This window comes from Arthrobacter alkaliphilus (assembly GCF_021483235.1).
Classification (GTDB): domain Bacteria; phylum Actinomycetota; class Actinomycetes; order Actinomycetales; family Micrococcaceae; genus Arthrobacter; species Arthrobacter alkaliphilus.
The window spans coordinates 1-13608 of sequence record NZ_JAKEEC010000044.1 but is presented as its reverse complement, the minus strand read 5'-3'; the positions used below and the strand labels follow the sequence as shown (position 1 = coordinate 13608).

General features: G+C 66.0%; 12 protein-coding genes. 3 read left to right on the top strand and 9 right to left on the bottom strand.

Annotation, left to right across the window (positions count from 1 at the left end; all coding sequences use genetic code 11):
* Positions 1-145: 145 nt before the first annotated feature.
* The 3 genes from L0B83_RS19305 (at position 146) to L0B83_RS19295 (ending at position 3975) form a co-directional block, all read left to right on the top strand.
* Positions 146-1402 carry an amidohydrolase gene (locus L0B83_RS19305; protein ID WP_234760193.1) on the top strand — a complete coding sequence of 419 codons (1257 nt, stop codon included), beginning with the start codon at positions 146-148 and terminating at the stop codon, positions 1400-1402.
* Between the two features lie 180 nt (positions 1403-1582).
* Positions 1583-2773, top strand: a complete 1191-nt coding sequence (locus L0B83_RS19300; RefSeq protein ID WP_234760192.1) for an MFS transporter — start codon at positions 1583-1585, stop codon at positions 2771-2773.
* Between the two features lie 383 nt (positions 2774-3156).
* The gene (locus L0B83_RS19295; RefSeq protein WP_234760191.1) at positions 3157-3975 is read left to right on the top strand and encodes an SDR family oxidoreductase; all 819 of its coding nucleotides are present in this window, start codon (positions 3157-3159) and stop codon (positions 3973-3975) included.
* Between the two features lie 228 nt (positions 3976-4203).
* Here the strand turns inward: L0B83_RS19295 and L0B83_RS19290 are convergent, their stop codons facing one another.
* The 9 genes from L0B83_RS19290 to L0B83_RS19255 all read right to left on the bottom strand — a co-directional run bounded on the left by L0B83_RS19290 (position 4204) and on the right by L0B83_RS19255 (position 13488).
* Complete coding sequence (locus L0B83_RS19290; protein WP_234760190.1) at positions 4204-4818, bottom strand: carbonic anhydrase; 615 nt, start codon at positions 4816-4818, stop codon at positions 4204-4206.
* Positions 4819-5918: 1100 nt separating this feature from the next.
* The gene (locus L0B83_RS19285; protein ID WP_234760194.1) at positions 5919-7079 is read right to left on the bottom strand and encodes a cytochrome P450; all 1161 of its coding nucleotides are present in this window, start codon (positions 7077-7079) and stop codon (positions 5919-5921) included.
* A 56-nt stretch (positions 7080-7135) separates the two neighbouring features.
* On the bottom strand, positions 7136-7819 hold the full coding sequence (bioD, locus tag L0B83_RS19280) for a dethiobiotin synthase (RefSeq protein ID WP_234760189.1): 684 nt from the start codon (positions 7817-7819) through the stop codon (positions 7136-7138).
* Positions 7816-8988 carry an 8-amino-7-oxononanoate synthase gene (locus L0B83_RS19275; protein WP_372461225.1) on the bottom strand — a complete coding sequence of 391 codons (1173 nt, stop codon included), beginning with the start codon at positions 8986-8988 and terminating at the stop codon, positions 7816-7818. Before L0B83_RS19275 ends, bioD begins: the two co-directional genes overlap by 4 nt.
* A gap of 8 nt (positions 8989-8996) precedes the next feature.
* On the bottom strand, positions 8997-10352 hold the full coding sequence (locus L0B83_RS19270) for an adenosylmethionine--8-amino-7-oxononanoate transaminase (protein ID WP_234760187.1): 1356 nt from the start codon (positions 10350-10352) through the stop codon (positions 8997-8999).
* Positions 10349-10591, bottom strand: coding sequence for a biotin synthase auxiliary protein BsaP (bsaP, locus tag L0B83_RS20090; RefSeq protein ID WP_443627146.1), 243 nt, complete (start codon positions 10589-10591; stop codon positions 10349-10351). Before bsaP ends, L0B83_RS19270 begins: the two co-directional genes overlap by 4 nt.
* On the bottom strand, positions 10588-11613 hold the full coding sequence (gene bioB, locus L0B83_RS19265; RefSeq protein WP_234760186.1) for a biotin synthase BioB: 1026 nt from the start codon (positions 11611-11613) through the stop codon (positions 10588-10590). Before bioB ends, bsaP begins: the two co-directional genes overlap by 4 nt.
* Positions 11614-12388: 775 nt before the next feature.
* On the bottom strand, positions 12389-13093 hold the full coding sequence (locus tag L0B83_RS19260; RefSeq protein ID WP_234760185.1) for an RES domain-containing protein: 705 nt from the start codon (positions 13091-13093) through the stop codon (positions 12389-12391).
* A gap of 2 nt (positions 13094-13095) precedes the next feature.
* Entirely contained in the window at positions 13096-13488 is a 393-nt protein-coding gene (locus L0B83_RS19255; protein ID WP_234760184.1) for a hypothetical protein, read from the bottom strand.
* Positions 13489-13608 lie beyond the last annotated feature (120 nt).

Sequence of the window (13608 nt, the reverse complement as noted above, 5' to 3'; positions counted from 1 at the left end):
TCAATCGCCCCTCTGGGGCCAAAAATACTTGACACAATCACCGGACAGGCCTTCCAGCAAGTCACCGAATCACAAGAGACACCCCGAGCCAGAACACCTGGTTTCCGACCCTCACGAATATGCCGGCACCGTTGAAAGGAACCGTATGAGGAACATTGTTGACTTCGAATTGAACGAACAGCAGGAAGCCAGAATGCATGATTTGTACCGGCGGCTGCATTCCAGTCCTGAACTGTCGATGCAGGAGAGCCGGACAGCGGAATTCCTGGAGCACGAACTGGAGGCCATGGGCCTGGAGGTGTTCCGGTGCGGCGGGACGGGCGTGGTAGGGACCCTCCGTAACGGTGAGGGCCCGGTGGTGGGGTACCGCGCGGACATGGACGCCCTGCCGATAAGGGAAGAAACCGGCCTTGATTACGCGAGCTCCGTTACCGGCACCCTGCCCGACGGGACACAGGTGCCGGTTATGCACGGCTGCGGACATGACACCCACATGAGCGTTGCCCTGATGGCCGCGGAGCTGCTCTCCGGCACGAAGACGGACTGGGCCGGGACCATAGTCTTTATTTTCCAGCCCGGTGAGGAAACCGCCGCAGGCGCCAAAGCGATGCTGAACGACGGATTATGGGAGAAAGCACCGAACCCGCAAGTGATTTACGGGCAGCACGTCTGGCCCATACTCTCTGGAACCGTCAACATCAGCACCGGAACCGCCATGGCAATGGCCGACTCCTGGAAAGTAACCGTCCACGGCCGGCAAGCACATGGTTCCCAGCCCGATCAATCCATCGACCCCATCGTCCTAGCAGCCCACATGGTCATCAGAATCCAGACAATCGTCGCCCGGGAAGTTCCCCCGATGAAACCGGCCGTAGTGACGATCGGGACGTTTCACGGCGGACTGAAGGAAAACATCATCCCGGCAAAGGTGGAATTCACACTGAACGTGAGAACGTTCGACGATGACGTCCGCGCCACGGTCCTTGATGCCCTGCGCCGCATCATCAGTGCCGAAGCAGCCGCATCAAAGGCCCCCGAGCCCATCATCGAAGAGATCTCCAATTTTCCCAGATGCTATAACGACCCTGCCGCAGCGAAAGCCCTGATCGAAGAATTCCAGCGCGTCATAGGGGACACCGCCGTTTTCGAAGTTCCGCCAGTCATGGGCAGTGAAGATTTCGGCGTCCTCGCAGAGGCGATCGGGGTCCCGTCCGTCTACTGGATGTTCGGCGCGTACACGCAGGACCGACTCGAAAGCCATGACCCGGTACCGGGGAACCACTCCCCATCTTTCGCCCCTGACATTGAACCAACCCTCACCACCGGACTCAAACTCGCCATGACCGCGATACTGTCAAAAACAGGCAAAAGCTCCGAGGCCGGGGCTGAACATGGCATATGAGAGCGCGGAGGCCGTCCCCGCAGCAGTGACCCGGGAGGACCCGGCCGCCGTGGGCCGGCAATTTTCGCGCGCAAGCGTTCTCTGGAGGAAGCCGTTGCCGGCCACTCCAGCATCTGAGCCTGCCACTTGCCGATGGAGGCCCCCCACTGCCGGAAACTCCGGCGTGACCGGAACTCACCGGTGAGGGGTCAGTGGCGGTGGCCGGTGCTGGCGATGTTCGCCGCAGGTTACGGGGCGAACCAGTTTGTTCCTCTGCTCGCGCTCTACCGCCGCACCCTGGCCCTATCGGACGCGGAAGCGACAGCCGTGTTCGGGGTCTATGCGCTCGGCCTGATCCCGGGACTGATCTTCGGCGGACGCGTCAGCGACAGACGCGGACGGCGCCCGGTCATGCTGGCCTTTACCGCGTTGTCGCTGCTCGCCACCGCCGTGCTGATCACTGGGCAGTGGGGTGTGGCCGGGCTCTACGCGGGGAGGCTGCTCACCGGCGTGGTCTCAGGAACGGTCTTCACGGCCGGTACGGCCTGGGTGAAGGAACTTTCCGACGAAGGCGGGTCCGGTAGCGGTGCGCGCCGTGCGGCTCTGTCACTGACGGCAGGGTTCGGTGTAGGTCCGCTCGTGGCCGGTCCCCTGGCCCAATGGGGTCCGGCACCGCAGGTGCTGCCCTACGTGGTGCACCTGGCCCTGGCCGGCGCTGCCTTGGTAATGCTCCCGCGCACCCGCGAGACACTACCGCCCGGCAGTGCCGGGCAACCCCGGGCGCCTGTTCTGCCCACGTCGGTTTCCTCGGCCCGGTTCCGCCGGGTGGTCGTGCCATTGGGACCGTGGGTGTTCGGCAGCGTCACACTGGCCTTCACCACCCTTCCGGGGCATGCGACGGGACCGACGGGCGCGCTCGGCGTAGCCTTCCCCGGACTGCTCGCCGCCGGCGCCCTTGCCGCGGGCATGCTCTCACAGCCTTTGGGCCGGCGCCTGCACGAGAACGGGGCGGCCCGCCGCGGCACCGCCGCCGCCATGACAGGGCTTGGCATCGTGGCCGCCGGCTGCGCGGCCGCAGCGTTCGCCACCGCCTTCCCCGGGATTGCCACCGCGATGATAGCGGCCCTGATCCTCGGCGCCGGTTACGGCATATGCCTCATCGTCGGGCTCCGGGAAGTCGAGCAAATCGCCGCACCCGAGGAGTTGGGCGCCGTCATCGCCCTTTTCTACAGCCTCGCGTACTCCGGCCTGGCAGTACCGTACCTGCTCGCCCTCATCTCCCCGGCCACCGGCTACCCCCAGGCACTGCTCTTCACCGCAGCCGCCGCAGCCCTGACACTGGCCGCCGTCTTCCTAACAGGACGACAGCGCTGCCGCCCCGGCCCGAACTGAACAACCCCGATTCCGCGTCGCTTCATGGGTTTTCGGCTTTCTCGATAGCCGCTGCCGGGGTCTGAACCGCGGCCAACTGTCAGATGTGAGCCTGAGACTGTCCAGCAACGAAGTATAGGAACCGACTTCTGGCCCGTGCGGGGTGGCAAGTCAAGATCGAGCAGGCAGAGGCCGAACGGAAGGCTCTGGCAGAAGAGATCGTGCAGATCGAGGTTGCGTGCGACCAGGCCAGGACTGAGGTGGCTGCTATGCGGGACCGGGCTTCGCAACTGATCAAGGCTCGGGGAACGAGACTGGACAACACCGGTGGATTACGGATCCGGGAAGTCTTTGCCCTCGCCGGATGTTAGTTATCCCTGTACATCATCGAAAGGAACGTACCCATGAGTAAGACCTGGTTCATCACTGGCGCGTCCAAGGGCTTTGGCCGCGAGTGGACCGAAGCTGCCTTGGAGCGCGGGGACAATGTCGCGGGCACCGCACGAAATCTCGAGACTCTCCACGACCTTGCTGAAAAGTATGCTGATACTTTCGTGCCGATCCAGCTTGATGTCACCGACCGGGATGGCGGCTTCGCGGCCGTCCGGAAAGCGGCAGAGCACTTCGGCCGGCTCGACGTGGTCATCAATAACGCCGGTTACGGGCATTTCGGCATGATTGAGGAACTCGCCGAAGACGAAGTACGGGCACAACTGGAGACGAACGTGTTCGGCGCACTGTGGATCACGCAGGCGGCACTTCCCATCATGCGTCAGCAGGGCTCGGGCCACATCATCCAGGTGTCGAGCATCGGTGGGATCAGCGCCTTCCCCACCGTGGGCGTCTACCATGCTTCGAAGTGGGCGCTGGAGGGCTTCTCCCAGTCACTCGCCCAGGAAGTGGCGGGCTTCAATATCAAGGTGACGCTGGTTGAACCTGGCGGGTTCTCGACCGACTGGTCCGGGCCGTCCGCCACACGCAGTGAGCAGATGGATGAATATGCCGAGGTCCGCAAGGCTGCGGCGAGCCGCCCCTCCGCGAACAACCCGGGCGACCCCACGGCCACCCGGGGCGCGATCCTCAAGGTGGTGGACGCCGAGACCCCGCCTCTGCGCATCTTCTTCGGCAAAGCACCCCTGGACATCGCAACCAAGGACTATGAATCACGCCTGGCAACCTGGAACGAATGGCAGCCAGTGTCAATCGAGGCCCACGGAAGCTAGAGCCGTTAAGTTAACGACCCAAAACAATGATGGGCGGCGCCCGGTTCTCCCCGGGCGCCGCTCATCGTTCCCGTATTCACGCCCCCGGCGCGTGCGTCGTATAGATATAGAGATGGGAACGACGGGGCTCCGGAGACCCGGGGCCGCCCTGACGTCGGGTTCGCTGACGGTGTCGCGAACGTAGCTGGAGGCCGCGGCGCCAACTACATCACCATTCCGGGGCTTTTGCTACAGCGGGCCGGGATCCGTGACGAGCTGCGCGCGGCCTTCTTCAAGCCGGTACGCGACGCCGATCACCGCGGTGGAGGAACCCTTCACGGCCGCGGAGATCACCTGGGAGCTCTCCAGTAGCCGGTCCACGGTCTGCCTGGCGTGTTCAACGACCATGTCATTGACTTCCGTTTGATCATTCCGCAGCGAGGTCAGCACTGACGGGGTGATCCGTTCGGCCAGGTCCCGGATGAAATGTGGAGGCATCTCCCCGGTCTCCACGGCAGCTTTCGTGGCGGTCACGGCTCCGCAGTTGTCGTGTCCCAGGACCACGATGAGCGGAACATTCAGGACCGAGACGCTGTACTCCAGTGAGCCGAGGACGGCGTCGTCGAGCACATGCCCGGCGGTCCGGACCACGAACGCGTCGCCGAGACCGAGGTCAAAGATGATCTCCGCGGCCAGACGGGAATCCGAGCAGCCAAAGATGACCGCAAAAGGGTCCTGGGTGTTTACCAGTTCACTGCGTCTCGAGGCGCTTTGGTTCGGGTGCTGGGCGTCTCCAGAGACGAAACGTTCGTTGCCTTCAAGCAGACGCTGCCATGCTTGAGCCGGGCTGATGCTGGTGCTCACCCTGCTTACTTTACGCGATCCTCCAGCCGGGCGGCCTGCCGGGTTGGTTCACCCCTCACCTTGCGCTTCTACACTCAGTTGTGACCCCGGATCGGAAGCTCGGAGAGGGCCGGGCCCCTTCATTGCAAGGAAACTCCTGGACGACGGACGGATGCTTCCTACCAGGCGGAAGCAATGGAGGCGGCCACAAGCAGATAACACTGCTCGGCAGCGGCCAGAACCCCGATATGCTCCGGGATGAGAGCAAAATCAATCCACCATGCACCGTTTTCGTCCAGACACATCCAGGACCAGCCACGACCGGTAAACCGTCCGGTTCTTCGATGGTCCAACTGACGGACGCGCCCTGCACTGACCGGTAGAGGAGTCCGTGGCAAGGGTGAGTCGATGAACGGCAGGGGCAGCTATCCGGGGCGGGTGCCAGGCGGTGATGGCGATCACCGCGATGGCGACTACCACCCCCGGCTGCTGCTGTCTCCTTTACGCAGTAATGTCAGTGATGAAAGCTACGCAGCCGGCCCGGATTATGGGTAGGCGAGCACCCAGCAGAACGCCGAGCGCAGGTACTACAGTCCCTCGCGTTGTATGGGTGTGGCCGTAGTGATGGTGCCGTCGTGCCACCAACCTTCCCAAGCACTGGATGTTAATTGGCCGCTGGGGAATTTGGTGTTGGCGGTGCCCACCTCAAATTGAGGATCGTCGTCCCGGTGAGCGTCCAGAAAGACGTTCAGCCTGCTCCAAGGCAACATCGGTGGTCCTTTCCGTGAATTGCCTGGACCACGGTGTCCAAGCAAGCAACAGCGTAGCTTCCAAATATTTCGCTGGTTCGACACTACGTTTCAGGTTTGAATCTGGAATCTATCCCGCTGACCAAAGGTCCGTGCGCGGTCGGCGGCATGTCAAAACGCAGAACGCCGCTGGGGAGAAACATGGGGCCTTCTGCTCTTCTGGCATGAATTCACCGGATACAACAAAGCCCGGCACGGGGGATGCCATTAAAACCACCATATCGACCCAGGACAACGGGTTCGGGTACGGCGGAGCATGTGGTCCAGGGATGTTTGTGCGGGAGGGAGACCCGGTCCAAGCTGCCCGATTGGTCAGCATGGCGTGTTCCTTACGGTGACGGTGCGGGGGGCCTGGAAGGACAGGAGCCGGATCCATTCGGGCTCGCGGTCCTGCAGTTGGAGGTGGGGGAGGGCCGCCGCGGTTTCCTGGACCATGACGGCGGCCTCGAGTTCTGCCAGTTTGGCCCCGATGCAGCGGTGGATGCCCGAGCCGAAGACCAGGCCGTAGGCGGTGGAGGGGGTGCGCGGCCCCGTCTGCAGGGGCATTCCCCCGGGGGCGGCCTGCATCGGCAATACTTCGGGCGTTTCGTGGTTGCCGGTCAGCTCGAGGAGGATTTCGGTGCCGGCGGGGATCAGTTTGCCGCCCAGCGCCGTGTCCTGCGCTGCCACGCGGCGCCAGGTGGGGACGGATGATTCGGTGGCAAGCACGTGCCGGACCGTGGCGCGGGCGCCTGCCGGGGAGGCCGCGTCCTCCCAGTCCACAGGCGCGGATCCCTGCAGGAGCCGGAACAGCGTGGTGCTGATCAGCTGGGTGGTGGTTTCCTGCCCGGCGATGAGCAGGAAGTAGCCCAGGGAGCACAGCTCGGGGGTGGACAGGCCGTGGTCGGCCAGGGATTTGAACAGGTTGCGTCCGGGGGCGGTCACGGAGTCGGCCACGAGCCGGCGCAGCCAGAGGTAGAAACCGGCGGCGCTGTGGGCGAGTTCGAGCTGGCGGGTTTCGTCCGGCCAGCCCCAGAACAGCTCCATCGAGTCCAGGCCCCACTGCTTGAGGGCGGCCAGGTCCCGGACGGGCAGCCCGAGGAGTTCGAGCATGATGACGGCCGGGGGAAACGCCGCGACCGTCTGCACCAGGTCCACGGCGGGGGAGCGGTCGAGCTGGGCAGCGGTGCGTGCTGCCGCTTCCCGTGCGAGCTGGCGGATCCGCGGCTCCAGGGCGGCGACGGTGGCGGGGGTGAAGTAGCCGGCGACCACCTTGCGGATCCCGGCGTGCGTGTCCGTGTCGTTGCTGGCCAGGACCGGGGGCAGGGCAAAGCGCACCCGCTGCAGCACCCGCAGGGCCGGCCCGGCCAGGGATGTCACCGCGACCAGGGCATTGGCCGGGCTGAACTCCGCCGGCCGGTGCAGGACGTCCCGGACGGCAGCCGGGTCCCGCACAACGAGGTACGGGCACCGGGCCGGTGCAGGGGTTTCCATCTGTCCGTGGCCTTCCGCCCACGTCTTCGTAGGTCCGGGCGTCGTTGGTGCCGCGTTCATGCGGGCAGGCCGTTCAGCCATGCAGTTGCTCCGGTACGGAAGGCGGCCGGGGACAGTTCTGCGGCCTGCTCCGTAAGGGCTCCGAGGAAGGGCACCCGCAACGATCCGAGCACCTGCCGGTTGCTGTGGTGCACGGCCTCGGGGTCCACGGGCCAGCTGCCGAGCACGACGCCCAGCACCCGTTGCCCGCGGTGTGCCAGCGCTTCGAGGGTCAGGGCGGTGTGGTTCAACGTGCCCAGGGCCGGATGGGCGACGAGCACGAACGCCGCGGCAGGGCCGAGAAGCGCTCCCAGGTCCGCCAGGGTGCCGCCGGCGGAATCTAGCTCCACCAGCAGCCCGCCGGCACCTTCGACCAGGACGTGATCGTGGGATGCGGCGAGTTCTCGGATCCTGTCCGCGTGCACCGAAAGCGGCGGGAGCGCCTTGCCGTCGAGGGCGGCGGCGGCCACGGGTGCCAGCGGCTCCTGCAGCACCACTCCGGTTTCGGCAGTAACGGCGCCGGTGAGCCGGATGATTTCAGCGGTGTCGGAGTCGCCGGCGGCGGCTCCTGACTGGCAGGGCTTGTACACGGCGACGCTGCGTCCCCGGCCCTGGAGGGCTGCGGTGAGGGCCGCCGTCGTGACGGTCTTGCCGACTCCGGTGTCGGTTCCGGTGACCAGGATGATGTCGGGCAGGTTCATGAAAGCTCCTCCAAAATGGTGCGCAGCACCGCGGTGCTGTGGTCAATGTCAGCAGGTGTCAGGGTGGCGCGGGCGGTGAGCCGGAGCCGGGAAATCCCGTCGGGGACCGACGGCGGCCGGAAGCATCCGATGCGCACGCCGGCCGCGCGGGCGGCCCGGGTTGCCGAGAGCGCCGCCTCGGCGGACGGCATGGCAACGGACTGGACGGCCCCCGCCGCCGGGTCGATACCGATCCCGCGGCTTTCCAGGACCGGCGCCAGGCCGGCGGCCAGGTCCGCGGCGTTGCTTTGGACGGAGCCGGCGCGCCACGGCTCGTGGCGGATGATGTCCGCGGCGGCGAGGGCCGCGGCAGCGGAGGCCGGGGCCAGGCCGGTGTCGAAGATGAAGCTGCGGGCCCGGTTGATCAGGTGGTCGCGCAGCAGGGCGGATCCCAGGACGGCTCCGCCCTGGGATCCCAGGGCCTTGGACAAGGTGGCCGTGACGACCACGTTCGGGTGCCCGGCCAGGGCTGTCCCGGCCACCGAGCCGCGGCCCTGGAAGTTGCCGGCGCCGGTGACGCCGAGGCTGTGGGCCTCGTCGATGAGCAGCACCGCGTCATGATGTTCGGCCAGGGCCAGGAGTTCGGCGAGCGGGGCTTCGTCGCCGAGCACGCTGTAGAGGGATTCGACGGCGATGAGGGCGCGCGGTTCGCTCCGGCCGGCGAGGGCCCGGCCGGCCAGGGCCCGGCCGGCGTCCTGGACGCTGTTGTGGGCGAAGGACTCGGTGCGGGAGCGGCTGAGCCGGAACCCGTCGATCATCGAGGCATGGCAGTGCTCGTCCGCGACGATCAGGGTCCCGGGCCCGCCCAGCGCCGTGATCACGCCGATGTTCGCCAGATAGCCGGAGGAGAACACCAGCGCGGTTTCCATTACGGCCAGGCGTGCCAGTGCATCCTCCAGGTCCAGATGCAGCGCGGTGGTCCCGGCCACCAGCCGCGAGGACGTGGCGCCGGCACCCCACCGCGACGCCGCCTTCGCGGCGGCCTCCACCACCCGCGGATCTGTCGACAGGCCCAGATAGTCGTTACTGGCCAGATCGATGAACTCTTCATCCAGGGCGCGGGGGAGGGGCCGGCGGACCAGGCCCCTTCGGTCCCGGACCGCGGCCTGCCGTTCCAGCCACCGGGCCATCGAGGCGCTCATGCCGCGTCCGGGCGGCGGGCCGCGTGATGTCCGTGGACTTCGGCGACGGCCGCCGTCATGCCTGCGGTGATCTGTTCGATGTCCGCGGCGGTGCTGATGTAGGGAGGCATGGTGTAGACGAGGTTCCGGAACGGGCGCACCCAGACGCCGTGCCGGATGGCCGCGGCCGTGACGGCAGCGACGTCGACCGCGTCGCGCAGTTCTATGACTCCGACGGCGCCGAGGGTGCGGACCTCCCGGACGGCCTCCAGTGCCAGGGCGGGGGCCAGCCCGGACGCCAGGCCTGCGCCGATCCGGGCGACGTCGGCCCGCCAGCCGCCGTCCTCGATGAGGCCCAGGCTGGCATTGGCCACCGCGCAGGCCAGCGGGTTGCCCATGAAGGTGGGGCCGTGGAGCAGCGCCCCGGCGCGGCCGCCGGACACCGTTGCCGCGATCTCACCGGTGCAGAGCATGGCGGCGAGGGTCAGGTACCCGCCGGTCAGGGCCTTGCCCACGCACATGATGTCGGGCACGACGCCGGCATGGCCGGCCGCGAACAGCTCGCCGGTGCGGCCAAAACCGGTGGCGATCTCGTCGAAAATGAGCAGCAGCCCGTGCCGGTCCGCCATACCCCGCAGCGCTGTGAGGCATTCGGGCGGGTAGGCGAACATGCCGCCGGCACCCTGGAGGACCGGTTCGACGATGATCGCGGCCAGCTCACCGGAGTGTGCGGCCGTGATATCCGCCAGTTCGGAGGCCCACCTCTTGACGGTTTCCGGGGTTGCGGAGGACGCTGCGGGCGGCCGGGGGACAAACACGTTGCCGGCCAGCAGTCCCGGGAAGGCCGAATGCATGCCGTCCACGGGATCGCAGACCCCCATCGCGGCGAAGGTGTCGCCGTGGTATCCGCCGCGGAGGCTCAGGAACCGCTGCCGGGACGGCTTGCCTGACGCGGTCTGGAACTGCACCGCCAGTTTCAGCGCGACCTCCACGGCGACCGAACCGGAGTCCGCGAGGAACACCCGCTCCAGGGCCGGCCGGCCGGGCGCGGTAGGGGCCAGGTCCACCAGGCGCTCGGCCAGTTCCACCGCCGGGGCGTGCGTGAGGCCGCCGAACATCACATGGCTGAAGCTGTCCAGCTGCCGCCTCGCGGCGGCGTCCAGCATGGGGTGGCGGTAGCCGTGGATCACCGACCACCACGAGGACATGGCATCCACGACGTGGTGCCGCGTGCCGTCCTCGCTCCGGAGCCGCAGCCGCGCGCCGCCGGCAGCCTCGACCTCCCACAGCGGAAGATCCGGCGAGGCTGCCGCGTACGGGTGCCACAGCCGGGCGCGGTCCCGCTGGATCAGGCTCCCCGGATCCTGCCTCACGGGACCAGCACCCCGTGGCGGGAACACTGAGCCGTCCAGCCCAGCGGCGTGACCTGGACCTTCATCCGCCGCCGGCACTGCGCACAGTAGCGCGGCGGTTCCAGCGCCAACTGCCCGTGGCAGTGACGGTGGGACTCCGGCGCCCGCAATCCGGCGCCGTCGAATGCGCCGCCGCAGTGTCCGCAGAACGGGCCGGCCGTTGATCCTGCCGGGCCCCCGGTGTTCCTGGTCCCGTTCACAGCGTCTTCTGGAATTCCTTGATGGGCATGTTCAGCTCCACGAGCAGGTTCAGGTCCGCGGTGGCGGGCCGGCCCAGGGTGGTGAGGTAGTTCCCGACGATGACGGCGTTGATCCCGCCGAGCAGGCCTTCCCGGGTGCCGAGGTCGCCCAGGGTCAGTTCCCGTCCGCCGGCGTAGCGCAGCACCGTCCTGGGCATGGCGAGGCGGAAGGCGGCGATGGCGCGGAGGGCGTCTTTGCCGTCCATGATCCCCTGGTTTTCCAACGGGGTGCCCGGCCGCGGGTTTAGGAAGTTCAGCGGAACCTCGTGGGGTTCCAGGGCTGCGAGCTGGGCGGCAAGTTCGGCACGCTGTTCCAGGGATTCGCCCATGCCGATCAACGCCCCGCAGCACAGCTCCATGCCGGCGGCCTTGACCATGCTGCAGGTTTCCAGGCGCTCCTCGTAGCTGTGCGTGGTGACCACCTCGGGAAAGTAGCTGCGGGCCGTTTCCAGGTTGTGGTTGTAGCGGTGCACGCCCCATTCGGCCAGCTGGTCGACCTGACGCTGGGTGAGCATGCCCAGGGAACAAGCGATGTTGATCTCTACCGCCTCGTTGATGCGGTCGATCGCGAACTTGATCTGGTTCATCAGCTTGATGTCCGGGCCCCGGACCGCGGCGACGATGCAGAACTCCGTGGCGCCGGTGGCGGCTGTTTCCTTAGCGGCCTTGACCAGTTCCGGGATATCCAGCCACACCCCGCGGACCGGGGAGTCGAACAGGCCCGACTGGCTGCAGAAGTGGCAATCCTCCGGGCAGCCGCCGGTCTTGATGGAGATAATGCCCTCCACCTCAACGTCCTCGCCGCAGTGCCGGAGCCGGACCTCGTGGGCCAGCTGGAGCGCCGCGGGAACGGCGTCGTCGGGAAGCCTGAGAACGTCCACCAGTTGGCTTTCGGTCAGCCCCACCCCGTCTTCAAGAACTTGTTTCCGGGCTGTGTCGAGGATGGCGTAGCTGGTAACAGGAGGGTCTGCCTGAATCGTCATTGATCGTCCTTTGCGCTTGGCTGGCTGCGGATATACCTCACGGCTCACGCTAGTTTCCTGCCGGCACCAGAATTTTGTGGGAAAGCTACAAGCGGGCGCTGGCCGCTTTGGTCTAACAATGCAAATCAGACCCGCTCCTAGAAAACGAACCCCCCGCGAGTCTGGGGGAGACTCAAGCGTGGGGTTCCGTGGCTGCTCCGCAAAATGGGGGGGAATGCGGAGACGCCGCCACCACCGTAGACATGCAACCGCTACAGCGGCGAATCGGGTCTCTTTCTCTTGCTAACGGAATGAGAATTCTCGATTGGATTGCCCCTGACGTGCCGAGGGTCCTTGTCGCGGGCTGAAACACTCGGGCCCTGAGGCCAGAGCCACTGGTTCTGCAACTGCGGGTGCCACGGGTGACCGGCATCCGTCGGTGATGTGGCCCATTCCGGCGTATTCGCGCATGTCCCGAATTCCTGCCACGGCAGACCCTTTGTCCGGGAAGGCACGTGAGGTGGTCACATGCTTGTTCGCCAAAGCTACGCTGCGCATCAGTTACTTGTCAGTAGAACTTTCTGCGACACAAGCGCCGGATGCTCAACGAAACACAAGAACCCTGTTCTGCAGTTTGGAATCCGGCCGAAAGTTGGAACAGGTGCCCGAGGTTGGTATTTGCTTAGGTCCCTAAGGGGTCAGGCGTCGATGGGTGACAGGTCGCCCGAGGTAAGGATCTTCATCAGCTGAGTGATAGCTGGGGCTGGGAGCAACTGGCGCTGAGGAGTGCCCTGCCCTACTCTTTACGCCATTTGAGGTTGAGGATTCCGAATGCTTCCTTGATCGCCGCAGCGTCAGGGTGGATGTCGAGCATTTGGGTCCGGCCAAGTTTAGGGCTCACTGGAGGGTCCCCGGGCCGCTCGAAGATCGCCCACAACCGGAGCTCGTCGCCATGCCGGGATGTAAAGGTGACACCGTCAACTGGCGTTGTCTCGTAGAGCCAGGCGGCGATGGCCTGGGTCAGTTGCCGGGGTCTGGCGTCCCTCAGGGCGGCGGCATCAAAGTCGGCCAGGCCTAGGCTCAGGGCCATGGCGACGAATTTCGGGTAAAGGGCAGCCAGGCTCTGGGAGGCGGTGACGGCGCAGTACTGCCCGGAGAGCTCGGCGCTGGTCGCGGCACGTGTTTCCAGCCATTCACGAGGAACTTCTCCTGGTGGAATGCTCGGGTGCAGCACCTGGTCTTCATCGTCCTCGACGATTTCGTTGAGTTCGGCGGCGAGCCTGGCGTCGCGACGGAAGGCCGCTAGGACTTCCAGGAGGCATGCCTTCAGGCTGGAGCCCGCGTAGACGGTTCGGAAGTTGCCGTGCAGGTCATCCCAGCGTCCGGGAAAGCGGCCGTCCGTGGCCCATTCCCAGCCGCTCCACGCCCATGGTTCGGGGCGGAACCCGATACGCCATACAGTTTCGGATGCTGGGATGATGGCTAGTTCGTTCTGCTCCATATTCAGCCGGCGGCCGCGAAGGCCCGGGCGGCGGCGAGGACGGATTGTGCGGCCTCGTCGACATGGCCTTCGCGCAAGAGCCTGGCCGGTGGGACATCGTCCAGCTGCGGGTTCATGCCTTGGAACCAGGCCTGGACCACGGCCCGGGAGTCGCGCTCGGCCAGTAAAGCTGCGACGTGGTAGGCGTGCCGCAGCCGGGTCATGACCTCGGCGGATGGTTTCCGTTCACCGTCTGCCCATTGGCGTACAGCGCGTGTTTCCTTCACTGAGCCGATATAGGCGACAAGTTTTGCACCCAGGATGTCCCTGAGGTCGCGGACCAGCTCGGCCTCTGGCAACCGGATGGAATCCTGATGGGCCTTCAGCCCTCCGCGGGCTCCTGCAACTGCTGTCATATCTCCATGCTGCCACGGATGACACATGGTTTCAACGGCTAGAACACTCACCTAATCACACCCGGAATCACAGGTATCAAACTGGCATGGACGGGTATTCGTAGGACGGGAGTAGCTGGG

What these genes read in the sequence shown, in the direction of transcription:
- L0B83_RS19305 (WP_234760193.1), top strand. Translation starts at nt 146, where the DNA reads ATGAGGAACATTGTTGACTTCGAATTGAACGAACAGCAGGAAGCCAGA.
- L0B83_RS19295 (WP_234760191.1), top strand. Translation starts at nt 3,157, where the DNA reads ATGAGTAAGACCTGGTTCATCACTGGCGCGTCCAAGGGCTTTGGCCGC.
- L0B83_RS19285 (WP_234760194.1), bottom strand. Translation starts at nt 7,079, where the DNA reads ATGGAAACCCCTGCACCGGCCCGGTGCCCGTACCTCGTTGTGCGGGAC.
- bioD (WP_234760189.1), bottom strand. Translation starts at nt 7,819, where the DNA reads ATGAACCTGCCCGACATCATCCTGGTCACCGGAACCGACACCGGAGTC.
- L0B83_RS19275 (WP_372461225.1), bottom strand. Translation starts at nt 8,988, where the DNA reads ATGGCCCGGTGGCTGGAACGGCAGGCCGCGGTCCGGGACCGAAGGGGC.
- bioB (WP_234760186.1), bottom strand. Translation starts at nt 11,613, where the DNA reads ATGACGATTCAGGCAGACCCTCCTGTTACCAGCTACGCCATCCTCGAC.
- L0B83_RS19260 (WP_234760185.1), bottom strand. Translation starts at nt 13,093, where the DNA reads ATGGAGCAGAACGAACTAGCCATCATCCCAGCATCCGAAACTGTATGG.
- L0B83_RS19255 (WP_234760184.1), bottom strand. Translation starts at nt 13,488, where the DNA reads ATGACAGCAGTTGCAGGAGCCCGCGGAGGGCTGAAGGCCCATCAGGAT.